Source organism: Bacteroides mediterraneensis (genome assembly GCF_025993685.1).
Classification (GTDB): domain Bacteria; phylum Bacteroidota; class Bacteroidia; order Bacteroidales; family Bacteroidaceae; genus Phocaeicola; species Phocaeicola mediterraneensis_A.
This window is the reverse complement of record NZ_DAJPEN010000001.1, coordinates 2,549,708-2,574,543: the sequence shown is the minus strand read 5'-3', so window position 1 is coordinate 2,574,543 and position 24,836 is coordinate 2,549,708. Positions and strand designations below refer to the sequence as shown.

The window sequence follows — 24,836 nt, the reverse complement described above, 5'->3', positions numbered from 1 at the left end:
TTATTTGTAAGGTATCCTTTTTAATGACAGGACACATTTGAGAAAACAGAAAATAGTTTTGATATATTTAATCATGAAAGTGCGTATGAAAAAGATTTTTTTAGTTTTTATATTTTGAATCTGCCTGTATTCCGGTTCTGTGTGGATAAGGATGACAGGGCGATATATGCATTTTCAAATAATCCAGACCCAGTTCTTGTAAAATTTTCTTTACCCTGATTGAGTATTCCGTTATTTTTAAATTGATTTGATTAATGTATAAATATGTTTTGCATATAATATTTTTAGCCTGTCTGGTATCTTGCAAGCCCGACAAGGGAAAAGACGTGTCTGAAATAGACTTGCATCATTCAGTAGTGCTTGATGAAGACCAACTGTTGTTGGGTAAAGTAAAGGACATGTCCTGGGAGAATGATTCGGTGCTGGTCATCGTAGACTCGAATCAGGATGGTTTCCTTCATTTCGTACATCTTTCAGACAGGAAGGTGTCCGAATATGGCAAAATCGGGCAGGGGCCGGATGAGTTTCTGCTTGTCGGTGCTGTTTATCCGGATATGAACAATCGTTCGATTCTGTTTGACGTGAGCAAGAAGGAATGTTTCATGATGCAGCATGGGGATGAGGGAATCTCATTCCGATCTTTGTTCTCTTTAGCGGACTCTTTGATTTGCTTTGAGATGCTGCCGCTGCAGCACGACCGTTATATTGTAACCGGCTTGCATAAGCACAACCGTTTTACCGTTTTGGACGGCAATGGAAAGAAAGTAGGTGATTTTGGTGAATATCCTTATCGGGATGAAGAAGAAAGGAAGTTAGACGGATTTGTCCTTGGTGATGTGTATCAGGGCAAACTGGCAGCCAGTCCTCACCGTAACCGTTTTGTGCAGGCCATATACAAAGCCAAGATTCTGACTTTTTATGAGCAGTCCGGTGAGCACTGGAATCTTGTCAAAGAGATTCAGGAATCGTTTCCAAAATATAAATATAATAGTCCGGCAATAGAAACGGACACTCCTGTAGGCTATCTGGATGTGTGTGCCACTGAGAAGTATGTATATGCGCTTTATTCCGGAAAAAACTACCGGGATGATAAGGATGCGGCATTCAGCGGTTATACGATAGAAGTTTACGGATGGGACGGTACGCTACAGAAACGTTATCAGTCGGATGTGCCATTGAAGGTAATCGAGGTATCCAAAGATGACGGTAGTTTGTATGCGATAGCCTATCATCCGGACCCGGTTCTGGTTCGGTTTCCTTTGAATTTATGAAGAGATAAATCTTTTGATTCAATTTTTACAATTATTCTGTTAAGATGCTTATGAAAAATCGAGTTTTTCTGTATTTGTTTTTTATGCTTGTCCTTGTCGGCTGTCAAAAATCTGAAAGCATGGAAGATTTTGATGCCCTGTTCACTCATAAGAAAAGTGTGCTTGTTAAGGACTGTTTGTCGGAAGAGCTTATTATGGGCAGGCCTTTCTATATGATATATGCTGATTCTTCTGTCATTTTTTATGATGATCTGGGAGACAGTCTGTTTACGATGGTCGATCTGTCAGACAATAAACGTATCTACCGGTTTGGGGAAAGAGGACAGGGAAGTCGGGATTTCCTGCAGGTAGCTTCCTTGCAAAAGGATAAGGCCGATTCGTGTGTCTGCGTATATGACTATTATAAACATAGTCTGATACGGATAAATCTGGAAAATGTGAAGAAGGGGTTGCCGTATTATACTAAAATAACCAGTGATACGATTAACAGCATTGACATGTTATTATCGAAGTATAATAACACATTTGTGGGGCTGGGATTTTATGAGAAAAGCATGTTTGCGTTGATCGAAGGGGGAAGCGATGAAAAGTATTTTTATGAGTATCCTTACAGAGATGATAAAGAAAAGAAGATAGACAACCGTTTAAGAGGAATGGCCTATCAAGGAATGTTACGCTCAAAGCCTTCTTTGGATAAGTTTGTCTATGCCATAAATTTTGCTCCTATTTTTATGCTGTGTTCTGTACAGCCGGAAGCGATAGTCAGAACATACCAGTGGGTCGGAGGATATCCTATATACAGGACTGAAGAGAATGAAAAATATCGTACCGCTCCTATGAGTGCGGAAAACAAGATGGGATTTATCAGTGCTTATGCTACGGACAGATATGTTTATCTGTTGTATTCGGATAGGACGTTGAAAGACTATAAGGAAAAAGCCTTTATGGGAAATGTGATATATCAGATAGATTGGGATGGTAACCCTGTGAGCAAATATGAAACGGATTTGCCATTGTTGCAAATATGTGTATCCAATTCTGATGATATGGTTTATGCGATAGCCAACAGAGAGGAGAATCTGTTGGTGGAGTTTGCTTTATCTGGTGGAAACGAATAAGGTTTTTTGAAATGAATCAGCATGCTTCTCTTCATTTCGTACATCTTTCTGACAAGAGGGTGTCGTTCTATGATGAGAAACAATGCATACGGAATTTGATACCTGATTTTATATATTGAAAAATATGAATCGAATATTTATAAACTGTTTTCTTCTTGTTTTATTGGCAGGTTGCGGTTCATCATCTACAGAAACTGAGATTGTATCCCAAACCTTGCAACATGAGACAATTAAAATACCCGATTTGTTATTGGGATCTCCTGGTGGTATACAAAAAATGGGTGACGGTTTGCTGATTATGGATTATAAGTCGGATTCAATGTTGCATTATGTGAATTTGAAACAGAAGAAATATGTAGGACAATTTGGAGCAAAAGGTCAGGGTCCGGATGAATTTATTCACCCAACAAGCCTTCAGCCTTATGATGATAAAACGGTATATGGATACGATGTAATGAAACGGGAAATTAAGATGATGGAATGGGACAGTCTGAACAATCGGATGAAAAGTTCCACTGTGAAAAAATGGACGGATGCATGGAGTTTTGATGTCATTCCTTACGGGCAGGATCAATTTGTAGGTAATGGCTGTTTCAATGATTCGATGTTTGCTGTTTTTGACAACCAAGGAGTTCCTATCGATAGAGCTGGAGAATATCCATGTAAGGATGAGAATGAGAGAAAAATATCCGTTTTTAATCGTGCGTTGGCGTATCAAGGAACTATAAGGGTGACTCCTAAAGGCCGGTTGGCTTTTGCTACCATGTGTGCCAAGATGCTGTTTCTATACGAGATTCATGACAGTCACTTGGTACGGAATAAGGTTGTGATAGACCGTTATGCAGACTATAAACCTGATTATAGTGGAGGACAGGCTTCCTATTCTGTGGTTCATAATGGGAAACTTCCTGTCTGTTATCGGGATTTATCGGTGACTGAATCCCGTATTTATGCACTTTATTCCGGTCGCTCTTTTAAAGATTATGGTTTGGCAGAATGGGAATGTGGCTATATTTATGTCTATGACTGGGCAGGAAATCGGTTGGCTTTGTTTCAGCTCGACTTGCCTTTGCTCTGTTTTTGTGTAGATGAACAATCGGGCATTATTTATGGCATTGCCAATAATCCAGAGCCGACATTGGTATGTTTCCCTTTGCCTCAGTCTTGAATAAAGTAGGTTCATCTATTATTGGATTTAGTAAATCGGGATTGGTCGCTTCATGTGTGAATAACGAAAGAAAGTCAACAAACAAAATTTAAAGTAAAATGAAAAAGAATATCTTGAAATTAGTTTTCGCATCCGTATCTGCTTTGGTTGCTGGTTATAGTGTATATGCTTCACAGTAGAAAGTTGGGCACCTTGCTGTCATTCAATTTGGACGGAACTTCTGATAAGGCCTATAAGCTTCCTGTACCTGTGTTTACATTTAACAAACAGGACCTTATATGATCTGAGTTTTGTACCTGAATATCATTTGGCAAGGTATTCGTTTTAATGACAGGACACATTTGAGAAAACAGAAAATGGTTTTGGTATATTTAATCATGAAAATGCGTATGAAAAAGATTCTTTTTTTAGTTTCATTATGTCTTTTGTGCGGGTGTCAGCGGAAAGAATCGCCTATGGCCCTGTATGGTTTCAACGTGGCCGAGCAGGTTCGTTTTCATCCGGTCAAGAGTGATTTCCTCTTTAAGCCGACCGCTATTGAGGTCTTTGATTCACTGGTTTTGGTTCATGACCCTGTAGAGAATAATACGTATACATTGTTCCGCCTCGGTGCATCTTCCCCGTTGTTATCTGGAGGACAAAAGGGTTCAGGACCCGATGATATCTTATATGGACAATTTATTGACAAGATAAATGAGAAGGAATTTCAGGTGGTTGACATTGCGGGCAGAAAGACAATGGTCTATAATCTGGACTCGATTTTGCAGACACGTACATTTCGCCCCGTCCGTTCTTTCTTCTATAGTGAAGCTGAGTCTCAAAAAGTGGAGGGGATGCAATATGCATATTATGTGGATGACAGCCAGAAAATAGGATTGGGAGACAGCAAGTATGGGAAATATTTCTGCCTGGCACAAGACACCATCACTTATTTCGGAAATTATCCCGAAGAAGAAGGCATGAAGATGTCTCCGTTTTATCTGTATCAGGGCGTGTTGCATATAAATGACCGTCGGGATAGGATGCTGTATCATTCCCCGATAGGATATTATTATGAATTGTTTGCCAGAGAAGGGGGTACCTGGAAATCCTGCTTCAAGGAATATAAACCTACGGAACACACGGAGGATGCCGTAACGGAAAATACTCCGATGGGAATTTGTTCGGCTGATCTGGATGACGAGTTTGTATATTTGCTGTTTTCCGGCCGTACAGGAAAGCAATTTCCCGAAGAGACTTTTCTTGCCTCTCACATCTTGGTCTTAAATACCCGCGGAGAAAAAATCAAGAGCCTTGAAACAGACAGGCTTAACATCTCAATAGCTGTTGCGGGTAAACAACGGCGTATTTATGCCATAGCCAAGAATCCGGAAACGGGAGAATATGAGGTAGGGTATTATCCTTTGACAAAATAAATAACTGTAGATGAGAATCATGTAATCAGTGACTCTCCAGAATATCAAATTTTAATACGGTAGGATGAGAACTTTAATGGCAAAGCTGTAATAATCAATTATAAAGAAGTTTTAATACGATGCTTAAACTGAATAACAAACTTATTATTTTATTGTACTTACTCTGTCTCACAAACTGTACAGATAAAGGTTTGTCTGATATTGATACGGATTTCCCAATGAGTTCAGTAATCATGTCGGCAGATTCCATAAATCTGGAAGAAAAGGGACTGTTACTGCCTTTTTCCGTTTCCTATATTGATTCATGTTTTATTTTTTCTAACATTCGCATAAAAGATCGTCTTTCTATATGGAATCAAAAAACCAACGAGGTGATCAATACTGCTCATATAGGTAACGGACCTAACGAAATCATACAGTATTTGCCTGTATCCAATAACATGAGTGAATTTCTATTTGCAGATAGAATTAAAGGAAAAATCTTCAAGTTGGACCTGAATAGTTATGAGTACAAAGAGATTATACAGATTAATGAATCTATAAATCGTTTTTATTCATTGGCAATGCTTGACTCTACTTCAATCATAGGCACAGGAATGTTTGAACAAGGACGCTTTCTGATATACAACATTGCTGATAGCACTTATGTTTATGAAGACGAATATCCAAGCAATAAAGACATTCAGCCACTGCAGCCTTACCAGAAAGCGGCATTGTACGCTGGTACTTTAATAGGGGTGCATCCGGATAAAAATAAATTCGTTGCCGCATATAAAGGACTAATAGATTTTTACAATATTGATGAATCCTACAATCTATCACCTTCGGCGCATAGATATTATCATTTCCCTCAATTTGCCATTCCTGAGGAAGGACCTGTTATAGCCCACAGGAAAGAGGAAGCGGTAGGCTTTTTATCATTGTCGTATGATTCATCATACGTCTATTTATTATATTCAGGTTCGTCTTTGTTGGATAAAGGTAGTTCAGCCTATACTGGCAACATTATACTAGTTTACAATTGGGAAGGAATGCCAGTCAAACGATATGTTTTAAATCACAGTGTTATTTCCATACATATTAATAATAATATGTTATGGTGCATAGGGGAAAATCATAAATATCTGTATAAATATGCTCTTAGCCTATAGTATCTCTAGCATAAATGTAGCGACTAAAATGAACTGTTTTCTTCTGTTTTATTGGCTGGTTGCAGTTCATCTTCTACAGAAACCTAACAGTGAAATATAAAGCCGAGGAGCCTGGTGATTTCTGGCGTACTATAACAATATATAACAATATCCCCGAGAAGTCCTTTACTTTGGGCTTTTGAGGAACAGTCAAAAATAAGAGATAAAAAAGAGTGGAGATATGAAACCTAATGTCTAGCAAACCTTTGTATCCATATCCCACTCAGTGTTAAACCCATCCAATTGAAGAAAGGAGGTGTTACCGATGCAAAGGTAATTATTATTTTGAAGCACTACAAATCGGGGATTTGTTGCTTTTCGGAGAGTTAAGAACTTGAGATTTAACATAAAAATACAACTACAAATGAAAAAGAATTTTATAAGAACTGCATTCGTTGCAGTATTCGCTTTAATGGCCGGTTATAGTGTATATACATCACAACAAAAGTCTGAAATGTCAGATTTGGCTATGGCTAACGTAGAAGCATTGGCTGGTGGAGAGAGCGGTACAAATACAACATGGTCATGTAGAGGAAGTGTTAATAAATGTCATGCCAAGTGTGGGTTATGTGGGACTGAAATAGGCCCCTCTAAAGGAACTTTAACGGGAAGTCATTCTTGTTCTTTGTGAAAATAGAGTGATGTCATACTAGTATTATAGTGTATTTATGAAAATGAAGAAGCTGTTTTTTTACTTGCTTTTATTGGTGTTTCTGAGCACTGCTGGATGTGCTAAGAAGAATGCGTCGGTCTATTATTCCAATGGTATCAAATCGGATAGTATTTGCACCGTGGAAGCTCATACATTGAACGACTCTTCCATATGGCGTTTCCCTTTGCAGATGGAATGTACAGACTCTTTACTCGTGATACTGGACTATATGGATGATTGTTATTTTCATGTGTACACATTGTCCGGGAATCCGAAAGGGAAGTTTGCCCGTAAAGGGCAAGGACCTGGCGAACTTTTGTCAGCCAATCAATTTCATTTGTCGCCAGGGAAAGACACGCTTTATGTTTACGATGGCGTTTCGCGCAAATTGGTAGCATATAATCTGGACACCAATCTGGAAAGAGACTGGTCTTTTACCGAGTATAAGATGGATTACAGCATTCTTCCTCCGTCTGAAATACCTTTTATCATATACGATTTGCTTCCGCTGGGAGGAAACCTGTTTTTACTCAAGGCTAACCAGCCTAAGTTACGTTATGGCTGTATCGATTTAGCCACAAAACAAATAACATCCGTGTATAAGGATTTCCCGTCTGAATATGTAACCGGTAATGCGGAGGAAATCTGGTCTGTATTTAGCAGTGACACGCGCACATTCTTTAAACCTGATTATGCAAGGATGTTCAATGCCACTTATATTGGCGGAATATTGGAATTGTTTAGTGTAGGACCAGGCTGGAAATTGACCATGGATACGACTTTATGTATTTATGAACCAGTCTACGGATTGGCAGAAGGAGCTGTCCCGGCATTTGTCGTAGGTAACGAGAAAACCCAGTTGGGATTTGAAGATGCTTATGCGGGAGACGAGTTTGTTTATGCGCTGCTACATAAGGAAGGAGATGCGATGGAGCCTGAATCGGTCATTTTGTTTGACTGGCATGGGAACGTTGTTAAGGAAATACGGACTGGTCAACGTTTGGCACGTTTTTGTGTGGACGAGACGCATAATGTCATTTATGCACTGGCGTTGGATGAAGAAAACGGTTATAAGTTGGTACGTATTTGCAGTGATTTAAATACGTATTTCATGTGACTTTAATAATCTTTTTCATGTCCGATTGTTTTGAGTTGTTTCATATTTTACTTAATCTTGAGTTTGTAAAAAATCAGATGCTTGTATAAAATATATGATAGGAATTTCTGTGTTTCCGTTTGTTGCTATCGTAATCCTGTTCTTGTATGGATGTCATTCTGTATCCAAAGAAATATATCCGTGTTATATGGATTTTCTGCAGACGAAAGATCTGTCGTCGGTAAATGTTATTTCTTGCGACAGTGTCTATCTGCGCTATCCTTACCGAGTGGAAATTAAGAACAGTCTTGCAGTCATTATTGACCGGCATCCGGAAATCTGCTTTCTTCACGCATTTATCTATCCGGACTGGAAGTATGTTATTTCATTTGACAGGCGTAGCGAAGACACTGATGAGATTCTTTCTGCCTAGCGTGTCCGTATCATTTCTCCCGATTTCGTATGGGTAATTGATTCGAGCCGTGGCAGATAAGCCACTGGTGTATTTCGTCCTTATCGGGGTGTGGAAGAAACATCCTTGAACGAACATCTGATTCGTACTCTGGATTTCTGGGGAACCGTCAGAAAGTGAGAAATAAAAAAAGTGGAGATATGAAACCTATGTCTACCAAACGTTTGTTTTCATATCCCACTCCATGTTAAACCCATCCAATCTAAGAAAGGAGGTGTTACCGATGCAAAGGTAATTATTATTTTGAAGCACTACAAATCGGGGATTTGTTGCTTTTCGGAGAGTTAAGAACTTGAGATTTAACATAAAAATACAACTACAAATGAAAAAGAATTTTATAAGAACTGCATTCGTTGCAGTATTCGCTTTAATGACTGGTTATAGTGTATATGCATCACAACAGGAAAAAACAATGTCTGACCTTGCATTGGCTAATGTGGAAGCATTGGCCGGTAATGAGTGGGAAGGTGATAATGAGTGTCATATGGATACTACATTTTGGGAATGTTTGAAGTATACACAAGGATTAGGTTGTTATTGTGGATTGTAGAACAAATCATTTGAATTATACAGAATAAGGTGGTTTACCTTATTCTGTATATTAAGAAAATTTTTATTATGAAGTTTTTCGTATTTATATGCTTATTAGCACTGCTGTCTTGCAATACTCAGAGTCATAAAGATTATCTTTATGAACTAAAGTTTGCAGATGAAAGTATTTCTTTTCCGCTTAGTACCAGTACCACTACATATATAAAATCATTATCCATATTTACAGATTCATTGGGAAAAAAGTATTTGGCCTTTATGAGTAATGATGAACCTGAGATATATCTTTATGATATTCATAAAGCTAATCTGGTAAAAACCATTCGTTTTCATAAGGAGGGTCCTGATGGAGTTGGTCCTAAGGCTGGAGGTTTCTTTATGGCTGGATTTAATGAGATATATCTCCCGAGTCTGTATGTTCCTGAAATATCTAAGATAGATAGTGCAGGACATAAACTTGGTGTTCTTCGTTTTGGAGATTCACCCCAAAGTTTTCCATTTATAACTACAAGGTCTGTTATAGGCCTTCCAATGCTTGAAATTGATAACTCTCTTTATTGTCCTCAACTTGTAAATCCCAGACTTGGCGATAAACAGAAGACAGACAGCCCCGTTGCAATGAGAATTGATTTGGGAACATTGGATACTGATGCTTCTGATTTTTGTTATCCTTCTTTTTTATGTAAAGAGAGCCATGTCCCGTCTTTGGGTATAGAATCAAAAGCCAGCTATTGTTACAATGGAAAAGAATTTATATACTCCTTTGCATTTGATGAAAATTTATATGTACTATCAACAGATTTTAAGCTTATCAAAAAAGTAAATGCAAGTAGTAAGTATATTGACGGTATATCTATACCTGATAATGTTCCTACTCAAATGGATTTGGGAATTAAGATGATGTGTGAAATACCTTATTATGGTGATATAATTTATGATGAATACCGTCAGTTGTATTATCGTATAGCTTATCCGAAGGATTCTTTAAAAGAAGGAGAAAGTCTATCGGATATGATGCAATCCGGGCGTACCAGATTCTCGATTATTATTCTTGATAAGGATTTAAACGTGGTTGGTGAGACGATGTTCCCGGAAAATCTTTATAGATCGAATTTATACTATATAGAAAAGGATGGTCTTTATATAAGTAGTAATCACTATAAAAATTCTCATTATAATGAGGATAACCTCAGCTTTGACAGATTTATAGTAACAGAAAATTAACATTTATCAATGGGATACTATGTTATTTTATATGAATCTCAAAAGAAGAATAGAAATTTTTACCTCTATTTGACGTTTTTGAAAGTATAGAGGTGTGAGATTATGAAAAGATGGTTTGATATAATAACGAATATTGCTTTTGTATGTATATGTTTATTCTTTCTGTGGATTCTGGCACAAGTGTTTGTGTTTTCATCGTTCCGAATACCAAGTGACTCCATGTCGCCGAAACTCAGAGAGGGAGATTTCGTGCTTGTGTGGAAACCTGTCGTTGGAGCACGTCTGTTTAACCTGAACAAGTCTCTCAATTTAGAACAGACAGAAATTTACCGCTTACCCGGATTCAGGAAGATAAAGCGCAACGATGTGGTTGTGTTCAATTTCCCGCATCCAAACGACTGGAGCCATATAGAGATGCACATAATGAAGTATTATATCAAGCGTTGTATCGGGTTACCTGGAGATACAGTCTCCATAAGGAAGGGGATGTTCAATGTGGATGGTGTAGACATACCTTTGGGGAATGTTGCTTCACAGAAGCGCATAGGATTGATGCGTCCTGAGGATTTTCCTGATGGAGTATACAGGAGCTTCCCATACGACTCCCTGCTGGACTGGAACATAAAGGAGTTCGGACCTCTGTTTGTTCCCGGCAAGGGGGATGTGGTGAAGATGGACCGTACGGGTGGAGTATTGTACCGCAAGCTCATAGAATGGGAACAAGGGAAGAAGATGAATCTAAAGGGAGATACAGTACTGCTGAACGACAGTGTGATAACTTCTTACCAGTTCCGTAAGAACTATTATTTCGTGGCGGGAGACCGTGGGGAGAACTCACAGGATTCCCGTTACTGGGGGCTGCTTCCGGAGGAGTATATCGTGGGGGTGGCTTCAAGGATATGGAAATCTGTGGACAGCTATACAGGCGATATTTGCTGGGACAGGGTATGGAAGAAGATTGAATAAAAAGGAATATGGAACTTTTTTGAGCGAGCTATGCATATTATGAATGTTGAACTAAGGAAATGGTTATGCAGAGTCATACCGTGGTTGGCAGGTCTACTGCTTGCAGGACTTGCGGGTGGAACCGTGCTGGTGACAGACGGAAGTTTACCGTCCGACCTTCAGGGAAAGCAGTGGATGTGGCTTTCTGCCGTGATGACTGTTGTATTGCCTTTGTGGCTTGCCGGATATATTGTGAATCCACAGCGGACTGTCCGTATTGTGTCGGAGACAGTACAATGGGTGCTGATGGGATTCGGGGCAGTGGAGGCTCTGCATGGTCTTGGTCAGATTGCAGGTATATATCCGTCAAACCATTCGCTTTTTGTCCTTACGGGAACATTCTATAACCCGGGTCCATATTCAGGCTATCTGGCGGCAGTTCTTCCGGTAGCCCTGTACCGGATATTAATATTGAACGGGAAGAAAGACCGTCTTTCGGTTGTGCAGTATTATCTATCGATGTGTGTGCTGTTGCTGATATGCTGTGTGCTTCCGGCGGGCATGAGCCGTGCGGCATGGTTTGCTTCCCTGATTTCGTGCGGATATGTGGTTCTCAGGGTTTACCGTGTGAAAGTAAAATCGTTTGTATCGGAACACAGATATGCCGTATTAGGCGTGCTTATTGTCGGTGCGCTGTTTGCCTCCGGTGCGTATTTCATGAAACGTGATTCGGCAGACGGCCGTTTGCTGATAGGAAAGATAACTTCCCAGGCCATTGCCGGCAATCCTTGGGGTGAAGAAAACGGAAGGACATTTTCCGCCATTTACGGTGATGCCCAGGAAAGATACTTCACTGATTGTGAATATTCGGAGTCGGAGGCATTGGTGGCCGGAACACCCGATTTTGCCTTCAATGAATATCTGCAGATTGCAGTTGAATATGGTGTGTGGGTATCCGTATTGTTTATAACTTTAGTACTTGTGTTGTTGAAGATAGCCGGGAGCCGTAAATCTCTTGCGGGAATGGGCGGATGCCTTGTATCGCTTATGGTATTTGCCTGCTTTTCCTATCCGCTCCATATCCCGGCTATTGTTTCCGTATGGTTACTGACGGTAATGGCGCTTTGTGGCGAGGGGCTGGTGAAGATAAAACGCAAATCGGTTGCCGTGATAATCCTGCTGCCGGTTGTTGTGGCCGGATTAACAGCTTCGGTGAATAGGTATGATATGTACTCCGCACGCACACGGGCTGTTTGCCTGTGGATGCCTGTCAGGGTTCTGTATCATTCCGGGGCATTTAGGGCGGCAGTGGAAGAATATGGAAAGCTTTATGATAAAATGTCCTGGCATAAAGATTTCTGTTTTGAGTACGGAAGGGCATTATACAAAGCCGGAAGTTACGGCAAGGCAGAAAAAGTTCTTTTGAAAGCCATGACGGTGAGCGGAGATCCGATGATATTGAATATTCTGGGACGCAATGCGCAGGAGAACGGAGAATATGGGAAAGCGGAGATGTATCTGCTACGTTCCACCCGCAGATTGCCGGATCGCGTATATCCCCACTATCTGCTGGTTAAGCTTTATGCGGAACCAGGGTATTTTGACAGGGTAAAGCTTGTCAGGGAGGCAGAGTATGTGCTTAACGCTGAACCTAAGGTGAATTCTACTGCTATAAAGGAAATGAGACAGGAGGTGAAGAAAATATTAGAGAATAAATAAAAGAATAATATAAAATTGGTTCGGATAAGGGAAAGAGTGGAAACATGAATTACATATCTGCAAACAATGAATATCATGTTCCACTCCATGTTAAACCCATCCGATTGAAGAAAGGAGGTGTATCCAATGGAATAGTAAGTCTTAAAATCAGAATTGAGAGAATAGAGGTTTATTTCCTCTAATGTATTAATAAAAATAATTATAATAAAAGAGTTTTTATGCAAAAATCAATTTTTAAATTTTTATTTGTAGCTTCATTTATAATAGCAGCTGGATATAATGCTTATTCTTTACGGCAGGATGCTGAGATGTCAGATTTGGCTTTGGCTAACGTGGAGGCATTGGCGCGGAATGAGAATGGGCTGATGATTAGTTGTGACGGAAGTAGTGTAGTTGTTATTTGTAAAAGAACTTGCTGGTCATGTTACAGGGAATATATAGCAGTTAATGGTTATGGTAAATCTACAGGTTTTAAAGGACGATGCGAATGCGGAGCAATGTATTGATAATAGTGCTTATTTTTTCACTTTATGCGTGTTCATCGGATAACAGCTATAATGAACCTCAATTTATTGAAGAACATGAGATAACTGGTAAATGCCTTTCCGATGACTTGATGATAAGTTATGCTTACGATATGGCAGTTGACAGCCGCTATGTCTATATACTGGCACTGTCGGAAGGCAAATGGTTGCATGTATATGACAAACATGATGGAAGGTATTTGGGCAGCAATGTTCATGCAGGGCAAGGTCCGGGTGAAATTCATACGGCCTTGTCTCTGATGGTTGATGGAGATAATCTGCAAATATATGACCAGTCTCAAAAAAAACTGTTTAATTATTCTGTCAACAATGAGGATGACAGCTTGCAGGTCTCGTTTGTCGATGATGTCAATTTTTCCTCCTGTAGCGGTATAGTCCGTAGAGCATGGGATTTGGGTGGTCAGTATCTTGTAGATGGGCAATTGGGAGTTGAAAAGACAGGCCAGAAACGTTTTCAGCTGTATGATGGGAATTCTGTAGTTTCTCAGTACAATGATTTCCCTGTTGAAAACGGGGACATGAAAAAGGCGTTTCTTTCACCTAATGTATGTTTTTCTCCGTCTAAAAATAAAATGGCAACAGGAACATTGTATGGAGGGGTATTGGAAACATTTGACTTATCTTCAACTTCCATATTATTGTCAGGCGTTTATCGGTTTTATGAACCTTTGGTTTCTTTTAAGGCAGGAGAGTTGGTTCCGGCTACAGATATGAAATATGGATTTTCTGCAATGTGTGCCACTGATGATGTGATTTACAGTGTATTGATAGGTGATTCAGACCCTAACAACCTATATAATATTTCAATATTTGACTGGAACGGCAATGGATTGGCACGGTATAAGACAGACAGGCAGATTTTCAAGTTGTCTTGCTATTCAGGTACTCCGTCCGAACTGTATGCACTGACATATTCTCGTTCAGAGGGATTTTCTTTATATCTCTATCGCGTTGAAATATAATTATGTGTTGTTGGTTAATTTATAAATGAACTATAGCTAAATATCTTAATTTATGAAGAACATTTTATTTTTTATGTTGTTTGGGCTGGTTCCTTTTTTTATGACGGCTCAGGTACGGAAAAAGCCTTATGGGGTTACTACGATTACCACTTCAGCAGGGAGTAAACTTGCTCCAGCCCCAAGTGAGATGGCCTTGAAATACAAGCTTGACATACCCATCAGAAGGAATGGCGATTTTTCTCTCGAATTGAAGGAATACCGGCAGGGAGTTTACGTGAAGGATTTGTTGGATGATAAGATCATTGGCGGTAAGGTCAATGAAGGTGACCGTATGGAATTCGTCCAGTTTTTGGACTTTAAGGGAGGGAAAGAATTCCAATTGTTTACTTATGTCGGTACCTCCATGTGGTATAAAAAGAAGAATACGGAAAAGAAGTTTGATTATGTACAGTATGAAGGAAATTCAAACATTGGCACATCGTTCACCTGTCCTCTTTTCCTGATTTACGAGGATGACGAGAAAGGTGTATGTAAGAAGCAGCTGAGCAAGTTGTTGAAGGGGGGAAAGCTGCCGGACAAATATACGCCGGAATCTGAAGTGCTGAAGAAGCTGCCCCGTTTTTTTATCGTTTGTTATCGCTATTAATCGTTTCACTGTTTATAATATGATGCATTTAGGAAAGAGTTGTTTGTTTGTGATAATCTGCTGTCTGTCATCCGCTTGCGGACACCAGATGTCGTATGATAATGCCACGTCATTTTCCTGGTCCGATTTTCAGTCGGTGGAATGTGGCGATACATTGAAACTGCCGCATGACTGTTTTCTGTCAATGCCGTTGCGCATCTTGTGCGTGGATTCGACCTTGTTTGTCCAGAATCGAAAAGGTGACGGCTTTATCCAAAGATTCAGGCTGCCCCAGCTTACTCCTATAGGAGAGGCTAGCATTTCAATGGGGAATGGTCCACAGGAACTGTTGAATGCTTATCGTATGCAGGCAATGGATTCGTTGTTCGGAATTTCTGATCTGATGGGAGGGAGTGTCATGTTCTATCCTAAAGATTCAGCCTGCAATGCGTCTCATTTCCCGTCGGGACGAAAGGTCCGGCTGGAGGAGCCGTTTAGTGATGTCGTTTTCTTGTCCGGCCGTCCACAGTTTGTCACGACCGTCTTGAATACAGAGCATAAGCGTCTGACTTTCTTTGCTGCGGATGGCACCTCGCGGCAGACCACAGGAATGTACCCTACCTTTGGAACCGAACTGTCTCCTTTGGAGCAAATGGAAGGTTACGCCTGTGAGATGGCGGTTGATCTGTCGAACAGTCATATCTGGCTTTTCTATAAATCGACAGACCTGATAGAAATTTATGATTATGAAGGGAGGCTGGTTAAACGTCTTCATGGACCTGACCATTTTTTCCCTGCTGTAAGGGAACTTTCCAATGAAGAGGGTCTTCAGAAAGTAAGTTCTGTTTCCGGAGAAACACGTGATGCATATTTCTGCCCTCTTTATTCGGGTGGAAAGATTTATGTATTATATTCCGGTAGGGTGTACCACGAGGGGCAATCCATAGATTCCTACCTTCTAGACACCATGCTGTCTTTCAATCTAGACGGAACTCCTGACAAGGTTTATAAGCTTCCTGTACCTGTGTTTACATTTGCAATTGATGAGATAAACAGGACTTTATATGGCCTGAGTTTTGTGCCTGAATATCATTTGGTAAAGTATGCTTTTTAATGACAGGACACATTTGAGAAAACAGAAATAGTTTTGATATATTCACTTATGTAAGTATATATATAAAACAATTATGTATGAGAACACACTACGTATATGTGCTGCTGCTTGCCGCCGGAATGTGGGCCGGCTGCGGCGAGAAAAAAGACGACACTTCCGGAAAGGAAAAGGAAGGAGTGGAAACGGTTCTGCCCTCGCAGGCGAACGAGGTGACGGTCATGACGCTGAAGAGGACCACGTTCAACCATGAGCTGGTGAGCAACGGCAAGGTGACGGCCTCACAGTATGCCGACCTTTCGTTCCGCCTCACATCGGAGCCTGTGGCACACATCTATGTGAAGAACGGCGATGCGGTGAAGAAGGGTCAGAAGATAGCCGAACTCGACCTGTTCACCCTGAAGAACAGCCTGGAGAAGGCGGAGATAGCCCTGCGCCAGTCGGAACTGGAGATGAAGGACGTGCTGATAGGGCAGGGGTATGCGCCCGACCGCATGCAGTCAATCCCCAAAGACATAGTCAGCCTTGCAGAAATAAAGAGCGGTTACGGACAGAGCCATGCCGCATACGAAATGGCAAAGAAGGAACTTAAACAGACAGTTTTTAATTAGTCTTTTTATCATTGTTAAATAAAATAAAATCGCTAAAATAGTAAACATAAAATAAATATCTGTAACTTTAGTCACTAAGAACACAGCGAAAAAAATATAAATGTTATAGTTTAACAATAAATACCCTTTAAATTGCCTCTATGCTATTTATAGCAAGAATTAGTACTAATACTTATAAAAATTTTATATTATGTTAAAACTTTTACCTTTAACTATTTCAGTATTCTTATTTTCTTGCTCCCAAACTGCTGAAATAAATGATATTAATAAGCTTTTTTCAGACTGTGATACAATAGAATATACAGTTTTGAGCACAGATGAACATTTATGGGGAAAGCCTTTCAGCATGAAATATATAGATTCAATGCTTTTTGTGTATGACGACATAGCAGGGGAGGATATATTTCATTTGGTAGATTTAAATCATAAAAACAAGGTTTTGGGATTAGGGAAAAAAGGTCAAGGGAAAAATGAGTTTATAATGCCTATGGAATATTTGCCATGCGGTGATACAGCCATTGCTGTATTCGATTATGGAAATAAAAAATTATTCAATTTGAATATAGATGATTTTTTGAAACAAAGGAAAGAATCAGAAGTTTGGTATAAAGATACTTTTCCAGGTACTGTAAAACTTTTCCCTACAAAATTTAATACACTGTTGTCATTTGGTTTTTACGATGACTGTATGTTTTATTTGCAAAAGGGAAATGAGATAATTCAGAAATTTGGAGAATTTCCATATCGTGATACAAAAGAAAAGCAGATTGAAAATCGTTTGAGAGGGTTAGCTTACCAGGGTATTCTTCATAATAATCCTTCAAATGATAAATTTGTTTATGCTGTAAATAATGCAGAAATTGTGTATTTTTATCATATAGACTCGTTATCAGTAAGAAAAGTTTCTGAATATAAATATAGTTATCCGAAATATGAACCAAGGCAGGAAAATAATACGAGAGCTGCCCCTATAAGTGGTGACAATATCAGAGCCTTTATAGATGCTACAACTAGTGATAACTTTGTTTATCTGTTATATTCAGGAAAAACATATAAAGAAGATGGTCTGAAATCTTTTGAAGGGAATATTATCTATGTATTTGACTGGATGGGTAATGCTTATAAAAAAATATTTTTGAATCTTCCTGTATTCAGATTCTGTGTGGATAGAAACGACAACACAATATATGCATTCTCAAATAATCCAGATCCGGTTCTCATTAGCTTTCCTTTAACCATAAGATAAATAAATGATAACTCAAATAATAAATCTCATTTTGCATTCAACGGTGTATTAGCTTATTTTTTATCTCTATAATATTAGCTGTATGAAATATATATCAATAATAATAGTGACATTACTATTCTTACAGTGTTCAGAAAAAAACAATCAACTGAATGAAAAAAGAATAACAGTCGACTTGGAAGAAAGGACAGAGACATCTGTATTCGATTTAATGGATTCTATCACTGTGGTTCCATTAGAGTCATCTGATTCATGCTTAATTTCCACTATTCATCAAATAGAAAAGAAAAATGATACTCTTTATATATATGACATGCAGCAATCATCCTTCTTCTGTTATAAAACCAACGGGGATTTTCTTTTCAAAATATCAGATAAAGGAAGCGGACCTGAAGAATATCAATATATAGAACATTTCTCTGTATCTGAAACAGGTGAAATATTTTTACTGGAACCTTGGGGTAATATATATCACTACGGCAACAATGGTATATTCATACAAAAAATCAAATTACCGAATGTACTAAAATCATATAACGAAATTTACGTCAGGAGAAATTCTATAGTTATAAATTCATTGTCAGGAGATATATTATATTTTTCACTACCTGACGGTACATATCAGAGCTTTCATTTATATGAAAGAATGAATATTTTCTTCCCTCTGAAAAGAACATCTGTATATAATGACTCCATCATGAATGTTTCTCTTTTTGATAATCAGATTTATAAAATAGGCCAGGATGGGTTAGCCTCTTCATGGGCATGGGATTTCAAAGAGAATAACAACAGTGAAAAGGACATAAAAAGACTGACAAATGAAATAGAATATAAGTCAGGCGACAATCACAATTCCGTTATGACAGACTATATAGGGAAAGGAAAGCCTCTAAGACAATTTATTTATACATCATGCGAATCTAACCGTTTCAAAATCGCACTGATGGAACATGACAATAATTTCCTGCATGTATTCCATGATAAAAGCAACAAAATGAACCGTGTTTTCACAAGGACAAAGGAAAATACAATATTTCATACTTGTACATATAGTGACAACACATTTATATATTTCAATCAGCCATTTGTCAAAGGATGGAGAGATTTAACATGCATAACAAAAGAAGTATTAGGAGAAAAATACAATTTATACAAAAATATTATAGATGATTATGACAGTAATCCAGTTGTTATACTATTCCATTTAAAAAAGTAAGCTCAGAAAGTATAGTAAATACTCAAATACCTAAAATGAAACAAGCTATTATTTTAATGAGAAAATAATGAAAACACACTACGTATATGTGCTGCTTGCCGCCGGAATGTTGGCAGGCTGCGGCGAGAAGAAAGATGATACTTCCGGAAAGGAAGGAGTGGAAACGGTTCTGCCTTCACAGGCGAACGAGGTGACGGTCATGACGCTGAAGAGGACCACGTTCAACCATGAGCTGGTGAGCAACGGCAAGGTGACGGCCTCACAGTATGCCGACCTCTCGTTCCGCCTCACATCGGAGCCGGTGGCACACATCTATGTGAAGAACGGCGATGCGGTGAAGAAGGGTCAGAAGATAGCCGGACTCGACCTGTTCACCCTGAAGAACAGCCTGGAGAAGGCGGAGATAGCCCTGCGCCAGTCGGAACTGGAGATGAAGGATGTGCTGATAGGGCAGGGGTATGCGCCCGACCGCATGCAGTCAATCCCCAAAGACATAGTACGGCTTGCCGAGGTGAAGAGCGGCTACGGCCAGAGCCGTGCGGCATACGAGCTGGCGAAGTTCGAGCTGGAGCAGGCGGTGATCACCGCACCGTTCGACGGAGTGGTGGCCAATCTGGAGACGCGGGGTTTCAACCGTCCGGACGGTACGAAGCCCTTCTGCCGCGTGATAGGAAGCGGGGGTATGGAGGTGGCCTTCAAGGTGCTGGAGAGCGAGCTGCCGCTTGTCAGGCGGGGAGACCGGGTGGAGGTGGCCCCGTTTGCCGGGACAGCCGGGGCATGCAGCGGTACGGTGTCGGAAATCAACCCGCTGGTGGACGGGAACGGGCTGGTGAGCGTAAGGGCCAGGGTGAACGGCGGTGCAAGACTGTTCGACGGCATGAACGTGCGTGTAAGCGTGAAACGCTCCGTTCCCGGCCAGCTTGTGGTACCGAAGACGGCGGTGGTGCTGCGCACGGGCAAGCAGGTGGTGTTTACCCTGAAGGACGGCAGGGCGGTGTGGAACTATGTGACCACCGGACTGGAGAACATGACCGAATATACCGTGACAGGCGAGGGCATGGAGGAAGGGGCACAGGTCATCGTGACCGGAAATGTGAACCTTGCGCATGAGGCTCCTGTAAAAGTGATACCTTAAAACATGTCCGTACTATGGTAAGATTTCTGATAAAAAGACCGATAGCGGTACTCATGGCTTTCACCGCCTGCTTCATCGTGGGGCTGGTGACTTACTTCTCGCTGCCCGTATCGCTGCTTCCGGACATAGACATTCCGCAGATCACCGTGCAGGTGAGCGGGGAGAACTCGTCGGCCCGCGAGCTGGAGAACACGATGGTGGCTCCACTGAGAAGGCAGCTCATGCAGGTGTCGGGGCTCAGCGAGATGCGGAGCGAGACGCGCGACGGGTCGGGCATCATCCGCCTGTCGTTCGATTTCGGCACGGATACCGACCTGGCCTTCATCGAGGTGAACGAGAAGATTGACGCGGCCATGAACAGCCTGCCCCGGGATGCGGCAAGGCCGAAGGCCGTCAAGGCGAGCGCCACAGATATACCGGTGTTCTACCTGAACATGACGCTGAAGAAGGATGTGCCTTACCGGGAAACGGACGGGGACGCCTTTCTGGAGATGTGCACGCTGGCGGAGAACGTGGTGAAGCGGCGCATCGAACAGCTGCCGCAGGTGGCCATGGCCGACATGACGGGGGTGCCGCAGAAGATGCTGCGCATCGTGCCGGATATGGGCAGGATGGAGAGCCTGGGCATGGGCATTGCCGACCTGGAGGCCATCCTCTCGTCGAACAACGTGGAGCCGGGGAGCATGCTGGTGCGCGACGGGTATTATGAATACAACATCCGCATCGCCTCTATTCTCCGTACGCCGGAGGACGTGCGGCAGATCTGGTTCAACCGCAACGGACAGGTGAGGCAGCTGGGGGACATCTGCGACGTGCAGACGGTTACCCGCAACGAGACGGGGCGCTCGCTGGCAGGAGGGAAGCGGGCGGTGACGCTGGCCATCATCAAGCAGGGCGAGGAGAACATGGACAACCTGCGCCGTGAGCTGAAGGAGACCACGGACTATTTCACAAGGATATATCCCGACATAGAGTTCAGCATCAGCCGGAACCAGACGGAGCTGCTGGACTATACCATATCGAACCTGCAGCAGAACTTCACGCTGGGCTTCCTGTTCATCTTCATCGTGGCGGTGTTCTTCATCGGCGACGTGCGTTCGCCGCTGGTCATCGGCATCACCATGATTGCCTCGGTGGTGATCACGTTCTTCTTTTTCTACCTCTGCCGGGTCTCGCTCAACGTGATCTCGCTTTCGGGACTGATCCTGGCGGTGGGCATGATGATTGACAATGCCATCATCGTGACGGAGAACGTGTCGCAGTACCGTGAGAAGGGGTATTCGCTGAAGCGTGCGGCCGTGGCGGGAACCTCGGAGATGATCACGCCGATGCTGAGCTCGTCGCTCACCACCATCGCGGTGTTCGTGCCGCTGGTGTTCATGAGCGGGATAGCCGGGGCCATCTTCATGGACGAGGCGTTTTCCATCACCTCGGGACTGATGGTGTCGTATTTCACGGGCATCATGCTGCTGCCTGTGCTGTATGTGCTGTTCTACCGTACGGGTATCAGGAAGCACAACTGGTTTACCGCCAACTTTAAGAACCTGCTGAAGAACGAATGGCTGACGCGGTTCTATGACGCGGGTATTGAGTGGGTTTTCGCACATAAGACTGTTACCATGTTTCTTGCCATCGTGTCGCTGCCGCTGTGTGTGCTGATGTTCTTGGTAATTGACAAGGAGCGTATGCCGGAGATTGACCAGAACGAGGTGGTGGTGGGCATTGAATGGAACGAGAACATCCATGTGGACGAGAACAACCGCAGGGTGAACGCTATACTGGCCCGGGCCGATTCGCTGGTGGTGGAGCATACGGCCTACGTGGGCATGCAGGACTATCTGCTGGGCACGGAGAACGAACTTTCCACTTCCGAGGCGGAACTGTATTTCCGGACGGCGGAGCCGGAGCAGATTCCGGTACTGACCGGACTTGTGGAAAAGACCGTCCGGAAGGATTACCCTGCGGCTGTGGTGACTTTCTCGCCGCCGGTGACCATCTTCGAGAAGCTTTTCGTCACGGGGGAACCCGACCTGGTGGCGCAGCTCCGCAGGGCCGACCGCGCATCGGTTCCGGAGGCGGGGGAAGTGCGGGCGATAGAGGATGCCATGGCCCGGGAGACCGGCTGTGCGCCCGAGGGCACGCCTTTCCGCAGCCAGCTGGACCTGGAGGTGGACCGCAGCCGCCTGCTCCTGTACAATGTGGACTATGACGAGGTGGTGAGGGTGCTCCGTACGGCCCTGAAGGACAACCAGGTGTCTACCCTGCGCTCGTACCAGCAGTATCTGCCCATCGGCATCGCCGGAAGGGAGATGAGCGTGAACCGCATCCTGGCGGAGACGCTGGTGGAGACCCGGACGGACGCGGCATCGGGAGAAAGGGACTACATCCCGCTGCGCGAGCTGGTGCGCATCGTTCCCGGGGAGGACCTGAAGGAGATCACTGCCGGACGCAACGGGGAGTACATCCCGGTGAATTTCTATGAGGTGAAGGATGTGCCGCAGGTGATGGACGGCATACGCAGGGCGGTCGACGGTGACAGCCGCTGGGAGGTGTCGTTCGGCGGAAGCTTCTTCTCGAACAAAAAGATGATGGGAGAGCTGACGGTGATTCTGTTCATCTCGGTGCTGCTGATGTATTTCATCCTCTGCGCCCAGTTTGAGAGCTTCCTCCAGCCGCTGATCGTGCTGGCGGAGATTCCGATGGACATCGCCTTCGGACTGGTGCTGCTGTGGGCCACGGGGCATACCATGAACCTGATGTCGGCCATCGGCATCATCGTTTCCTGCGGTATCGTGGTGAACGACTCCATCCTGAAGCTGGACTCCATCAACGAGCTGCGCAGGGAAGGCATGCCGCTGCTGGAGGCCATCCATACGGCAGGTCACCGGAGGCTGAGGGCCATCATCATGACGACGCTGACCACGGTGTTCGCCATGGTGCCCCTGCTCTTCACGTCCGACCTGGGCTCGGAGATGCAGCGTCCGCTTTCGGTGGCGATGATCGGCACCATGATGGTGGGACTTGTCATCAGCCTTTTTGTCATTCCGCTTATTTACTGGTTTATCTATAGAAAACATGAAGTCAAGAAGATTTAGCATACTGTTCCTGCTGCTGCTCTGCGCGGCGGGAATGAAGGCCCAGCACGTGCTGCGGCTGGATTTGAAGGAGACCATCACGATGGCCAACGACAGCTCGCTGTCGGCTTTCCGTTATCAGAACATGTACCTGTCGGGCTACTGGGAGTACCGCAGCTACAAGGCGGCGCGCCTGCCGAGCCTCACGCTGAACATGACCCCGGCGCAGTATTACCGCTACATCACGCAGCGTTACGACTCGCAGGAGAATGTCGACGTGTACCGCGAGCAGCAGATGCTGAGCGCCAGCGCGGGGCTGAGCGTGGCGCAGAACTTCGACCTGCTGGGCGGTACGTTCTATGTGGACACGCAGCTGGACTACATGCGGAACTTCGGCGACACGAAGTCGACGCAGTTTTCCAGCATCCCTTTCCGTATAGGCTACCAGCAGGAACTGCTGGGCTTCAATGCCTTCCGCTGGGACCGGAAGATAGAGCCTTTGAAGTTTGAGAAGGTGAAGAAGCAGTATCTCTACAATGCAGAGAGCGTGTCGGAGGAAGCGGTAAGCTATTTCTTTACCCTTGCCATGGCGCAGGCCGATTATGAGCTGGCGCGGGACAATGTGGCCACCACCGATACGCTGTATGCCGTCGGGGAGCAGCGCCAGAAGATTGCGGCCATCTCACAGGCCGACCTGCTGACGCTGAAGCTGGACAAGGTGAACGCGCGCAACACGCTGAAGAATGCGGAGATCGCGCGCAAGCGTGCGATGTCGGCCCTGGCCACCTTCCTGAACCTGGACCGCAACGCGTACATCGAGCTGGAACTTCCGTCGCGTCCGCGGTATATTGACGTGCCGGCCGACCGGGCCATGGTGCTGGCGCGGGAGAACAACCCGACGTACCTGGAACAGCGCCAGAACGTGCTGGAGGCGGAGCGTGAGGTGGACCGCACGCGGAAGGAGTCGCGCTTCAATGCCAGCTTCAATGCCAGCGTGGGCTTCAACCAGGTGGCCGACAACTTCAGTGCGGCGTACCGGAACCTGCTTCAGCAGGACCTGGTGTCGTTCACGGTTTCCATTCCGCTGATAGACTGGGGCGTGAGAAAGGGCAAGTACAACATGGCCAGAAACAACCTGAACGTGGTGAAGATTGCCGCCCGTCAGGAAGAAATCAGCCTGGAGGAGGACGTGATGATGACGGTGAGTGACTTCAACGTGCAGCAGGACCTGATAGCCAGCGCCTCGGAGGCGCTCGACCTGGCGGAGCTGGCCTACGACCAGACGCGCAGGCGTTTCATCATCGGCAAGTCGGACATCAGCAGCCTGACGCTGGCCCTGAACCGCCAGCAGGAGGCGCGGAAGAACTACATACAGGCACTCCAGAACTACTGGCTGAACTACTACAAGATCCGCAAGCTCACGCTGCACGACTTTGAAACGGGCATGTCGCTTTCCGACCGTTTTGATTTTGAGAACCATTTGAGATGAAGG

The 24,836-nt window shown here is 43.5% G+C and carries 21 protein-coding genes and 1 pseudogene; all 22 read left to right on the top strand.

Annotated features, from left to right (window positions below; genetic code table 11):
* The first annotated feature begins 254 nt into the window (after nucleotides 1-254).
* Nucleotides 255-1,271, top strand: coding sequence for a BF3164 family lipoprotein (locus OIM59_RS11040; RefSeq protein ID WP_299167581.1), 1,017 nt, complete (start codon nucleotides 255-257; stop codon nucleotides 1,269-1,271).
* Nucleotides 1,272-1,390: 119 nt separating this feature from the next.
* The gene (locus OIM59_RS11035) at nucleotides 1,391-2,389 is read left to right on the top strand and encodes a BF3164 family lipoprotein (RefSeq protein WP_299167583.1); all 999 of its coding nucleotides are present in this window, start codon (nucleotides 1,391-1,393) and stop codon (nucleotides 2,387-2,389) included.
* Between the two features lie 124 nt (nucleotides 2,390-2,513).
* The gene (locus OIM59_RS11030; protein ID WP_299167585.1) at nucleotides 2,514-3,557 is read left to right on the top strand and encodes a BF3164 family lipoprotein; all 1,044 of its coding nucleotides are present in this window, start codon (nucleotides 2,514-2,516) and stop codon (nucleotides 3,555-3,557) included.
* Between the two features lie 389 nt (nucleotides 3,558-3,946).
* A complete protein-coding gene (locus tag OIM59_RS11025; protein ID WP_299167587.1) occupies nucleotides 3,947-4,972 on the top strand; it encodes a hypothetical protein in 1,026 nt (341 codons plus the stop codon).
* 119 nt (nucleotides 4,973-5,091) lie between these two features.
* The gene (locus tag OIM59_RS11020) at nucleotides 5,092-6,123 is read left to right on the top strand and encodes a BF3164 family lipoprotein (protein WP_299167589.1); all 1,032 of its coding nucleotides are present in this window, start codon (nucleotides 5,092-5,094) and stop codon (nucleotides 6,121-6,123) included.
* A 403-nt stretch (nucleotides 6,124-6,526) separates the two neighbouring features.
* Complete coding sequence (locus OIM59_RS11015; RefSeq protein WP_299167591.1) at nucleotides 6,527-6,793, top strand: NVEALA domain-containing protein; 267 nt, start codon at nucleotides 6,527-6,529, stop codon at nucleotides 6,791-6,793.
* Between the two features lie 37 nt (nucleotides 6,794-6,830).
* Nucleotides 6,831-7,931: a BF3164 family lipoprotein gene (locus OIM59_RS11010; protein WP_299167593.1), complete on the top strand. Its 1,101-nt coding sequence runs from the start codon at nucleotides 6,831-6,833 to the stop codon at nucleotides 7,929-7,931.
* A gap of 94 nt (nucleotides 7,932-8,025) precedes the next feature.
* On the top strand, nucleotides 8,026-8,343 hold the full coding sequence (locus OIM59_RS11005; RefSeq protein WP_303896700.1) for a BF3164 family lipoprotein: 318 nt from the start codon (nucleotides 8,026-8,028) through the stop codon (nucleotides 8,341-8,343).
* Between the two features lie 361 nt (nucleotides 8,344-8,704).
* A complete protein-coding gene (locus OIM59_RS11000) occupies nucleotides 8,705-8,932 on the top strand; it encodes an NVEALA domain-containing protein (protein WP_299167597.1) in 228 nt (75 codons plus the stop codon).
* 68 nt (nucleotides 8,933-9,000) lie between these two features.
* The gene (locus OIM59_RS10995) at nucleotides 9,001-10,155 is read left to right on the top strand and encodes a DUF4221 family protein (protein WP_299167599.1); all 1,155 of its coding nucleotides are present in this window, start codon (nucleotides 9,001-9,003) and stop codon (nucleotides 10,153-10,155) included.
* 102 nt (nucleotides 10,156-10,257) lie between these two features.
* On the top strand, nucleotides 10,258-11,121 hold the full coding sequence (gene lepB, locus OIM59_RS10990; RefSeq protein ID WP_303896696.1) for a signal peptidase I: 864 nt from the start codon (nucleotides 10,258-10,260) through the stop codon (nucleotides 11,119-11,121).
* Nucleotides 11,122-11,160: 39 nt separating this feature from the next.
* A complete protein-coding gene (locus OIM59_RS10985; RefSeq protein WP_303896694.1) occupies nucleotides 11,161-12,819 on the top strand; it encodes an O-antigen ligase family protein in 1,659 nt (552 codons plus the stop codon).
* Nucleotides 12,820-13,037: 218 nt separating this feature from the next.
* Nucleotides 13,038-13,325, top strand: a complete 288-nt coding sequence (locus tag OIM59_RS10980) for an NVEALA domain-containing protein (RefSeq protein WP_299174441.1) — start codon at nucleotides 13,038-13,040, stop codon at nucleotides 13,323-13,325.
* Nucleotides 13,307-14,326, top strand: a complete 1,020-nt coding sequence (locus OIM59_RS10975; protein WP_299174444.1) for a BF3164 family lipoprotein — start codon at nucleotides 13,307-13,309, stop codon at nucleotides 14,324-14,326. Before OIM59_RS10980 ends, OIM59_RS10975 begins: the two co-directional genes overlap by 19 nt.
* A gap of 52 nt (nucleotides 14,327-14,378) precedes the next feature.
* On the top strand, nucleotides 14,379-14,972 hold the full coding sequence (locus tag OIM59_RS10970) for a hypothetical protein (RefSeq protein ID WP_299174447.1): 594 nt from the start codon (nucleotides 14,379-14,381) through the stop codon (nucleotides 14,970-14,972).
* A gap of 19 nt (nucleotides 14,973-14,991) precedes the next feature.
* Nucleotides 14,992-16,065, top strand: coding sequence for a BF3164 family lipoprotein (locus tag OIM59_RS10965; protein ID WP_299174450.1), 1,074 nt, complete (start codon nucleotides 14,992-14,994; stop codon nucleotides 16,063-16,065).
* A gap of 77 nt (nucleotides 16,066-16,142) precedes the next feature.
* A pseudogene (locus OIM59_RS10960) lies at nucleotides 16,143-16,658 on the top strand (biotin/lipoyl-binding protein); the annotation flags it as partial.
* A 205-nt stretch (nucleotides 16,659-16,863) separates the two neighbouring features.
* Nucleotides 16,864-17,919, top strand: coding sequence for a BF3164 family lipoprotein (locus OIM59_RS10955; RefSeq protein WP_303896689.1), 1,056 nt, complete (start codon nucleotides 16,864-16,866; stop codon nucleotides 17,917-17,919).
* An 82-nt stretch (nucleotides 17,920-18,001) separates the two neighbouring features.
* Nucleotides 18,002-19,135 (top strand): 6-bladed beta-propeller, encoded by a 1,134-nt coding sequence (locus tag OIM59_RS10950; protein WP_303896687.1) that lies wholly within the window; start codon nucleotides 18,002-18,004, stop codon nucleotides 19,133-19,135.
* A 67-nt stretch (nucleotides 19,136-19,202) separates the two neighbouring features.
* A complete protein-coding gene (locus tag OIM59_RS10945) occupies nucleotides 19,203-20,270 on the top strand; it encodes an efflux RND transporter periplasmic adaptor subunit (RefSeq protein ID WP_303896685.1) in 1,068 nt (355 codons plus the stop codon).
* A 14-nt stretch (nucleotides 20,271-20,284) separates the two neighbouring features.
* A complete protein-coding gene (locus OIM59_RS10940; RefSeq protein ID WP_303896683.1) occupies nucleotides 20,285-23,365 on the top strand; it encodes an efflux RND transporter permease subunit in 3,081 nt (1,026 codons plus the stop codon).
* Nucleotides 23,346-24,833 (top strand): TolC family protein, encoded by a 1,488-nt coding sequence (locus tag OIM59_RS10935; RefSeq protein ID WP_303896682.1) that lies wholly within the window; start codon nucleotides 23,346-23,348, stop codon nucleotides 24,831-24,833. The genes OIM59_RS10940 and OIM59_RS10935 overlap by 20 nt, the downstream gene beginning before the upstream one ends.
* Nucleotides 24,834-24,836 lie beyond the last annotated feature (3 nt).

Excerpts from the sequence above, each read along its gene's own strand:
- OIM59_RS11040 (WP_299167581.1), top strand. The coding sequence starts at position 255 with ATGTATAAATATGTTTTGCATATAATATTTTTAGCCTGTCTGGTATCT.
- OIM59_RS11035 (WP_299167583.1), top strand. The coding sequence starts at position 1,391 with ATGGAAGATTTTGATGCCCTGTTCACTCATAAGAAAAGTGTGCTTGTT.
- OIM59_RS11030 (WP_299167585.1), top strand. The coding sequence starts at position 2,514 with ATGAATCGAATATTTATAAACTGTTTTCTTCTTGTTTTATTGGCAGGT.
- OIM59_RS11025 (WP_299167587.1), top strand. The coding sequence starts at position 3,947 with ATGAAAAAGATTCTTTTTTTAGTTTCATTATGTCTTTTGTGCGGGTGT.
- OIM59_RS11020 (WP_299167589.1), top strand. The coding sequence starts at position 5,092 with ATGCTTAAACTGAATAACAAACTTATTATTTTATTGTACTTACTCTGT.
- OIM59_RS11015 (WP_299167591.1), top strand. The coding sequence starts at position 6,527 with ATGAAAAAGAATTTTATAAGAACTGCATTCGTTGCAGTATTCGCTTTA.
- OIM59_RS11010 (WP_299167593.1), top strand. The coding sequence starts at position 6,831 with ATGAAAATGAAGAAGCTGTTTTTTTACTTGCTTTTATTGGTGTTTCTG.
- OIM59_RS11005 (WP_303896700.1), top strand. The coding sequence starts at position 8,026 with ATGATAGGAATTTCTGTGTTTCCGTTTGTTGCTATCGTAATCCTGTTC.
- OIM59_RS11000 (WP_299167597.1), top strand. The coding sequence starts at position 8,705 with ATGAAAAAGAATTTTATAAGAACTGCATTCGTTGCAGTATTCGCTTTA.
- OIM59_RS10995 (WP_299167599.1), top strand. The coding sequence starts at position 9,001 with ATGAAGTTTTTCGTATTTATATGCTTATTAGCACTGCTGTCTTGCAAT.
- lepB (WP_303896696.1), top strand. The coding sequence starts at position 10,258 with ATGAAAAGATGGTTTGATATAATAACGAATATTGCTTTTGTATGTATA.
- OIM59_RS10985 (WP_303896694.1), top strand. The coding sequence starts at position 11,161 with ATGAATGTTGAACTAAGGAAATGGTTATGCAGAGTCATACCGTGGTTG.
- OIM59_RS10980 (WP_299174441.1), top strand. The coding sequence starts at position 13,038 with ATGCAAAAATCAATTTTTAAATTTTTATTTGTAGCTTCATTTATAATA.
- OIM59_RS10975 (WP_299174444.1), top strand. The coding sequence starts at position 13,307 with ATGCGGAGCAATGTATTGATAATAGTGCTTATTTTTTCACTTTATGCG.
- OIM59_RS10970 (WP_299174447.1), top strand. The coding sequence starts at position 14,379 with ATGAAGAACATTTTATTTTTTATGTTGTTTGGGCTGGTTCCTTTTTTT.
- OIM59_RS10965 (WP_299174450.1), top strand. The coding sequence starts at position 14,992 with ATGATGCATTTAGGAAAGAGTTGTTTGTTTGTGATAATCTGCTGTCTG.
- OIM59_RS10955 (WP_303896689.1), top strand. The coding sequence starts at position 16,864 with ATGTTAAAACTTTTACCTTTAACTATTTCAGTATTCTTATTTTCTTGC.
- OIM59_RS10950 (WP_303896687.1), top strand. The coding sequence starts at position 18,002 with ATGAAATATATATCAATAATAATAGTGACATTACTATTCTTACAGTGT.
- OIM59_RS10945 (WP_303896685.1), top strand. The coding sequence starts at position 19,203 with ATGAAAACACACTACGTATATGTGCTGCTTGCCGCCGGAATGTTGGCA.
- OIM59_RS10940 (WP_303896683.1), top strand. The coding sequence starts at position 20,285 with ATGGTAAGATTTCTGATAAAAAGACCGATAGCGGTACTCATGGCTTTC.
- OIM59_RS10935 (WP_303896682.1), top strand. The coding sequence starts at position 23,346 with ATGAAGTCAAGAAGATTTAGCATACTGTTCCTGCTGCTGCTCTGCGCG.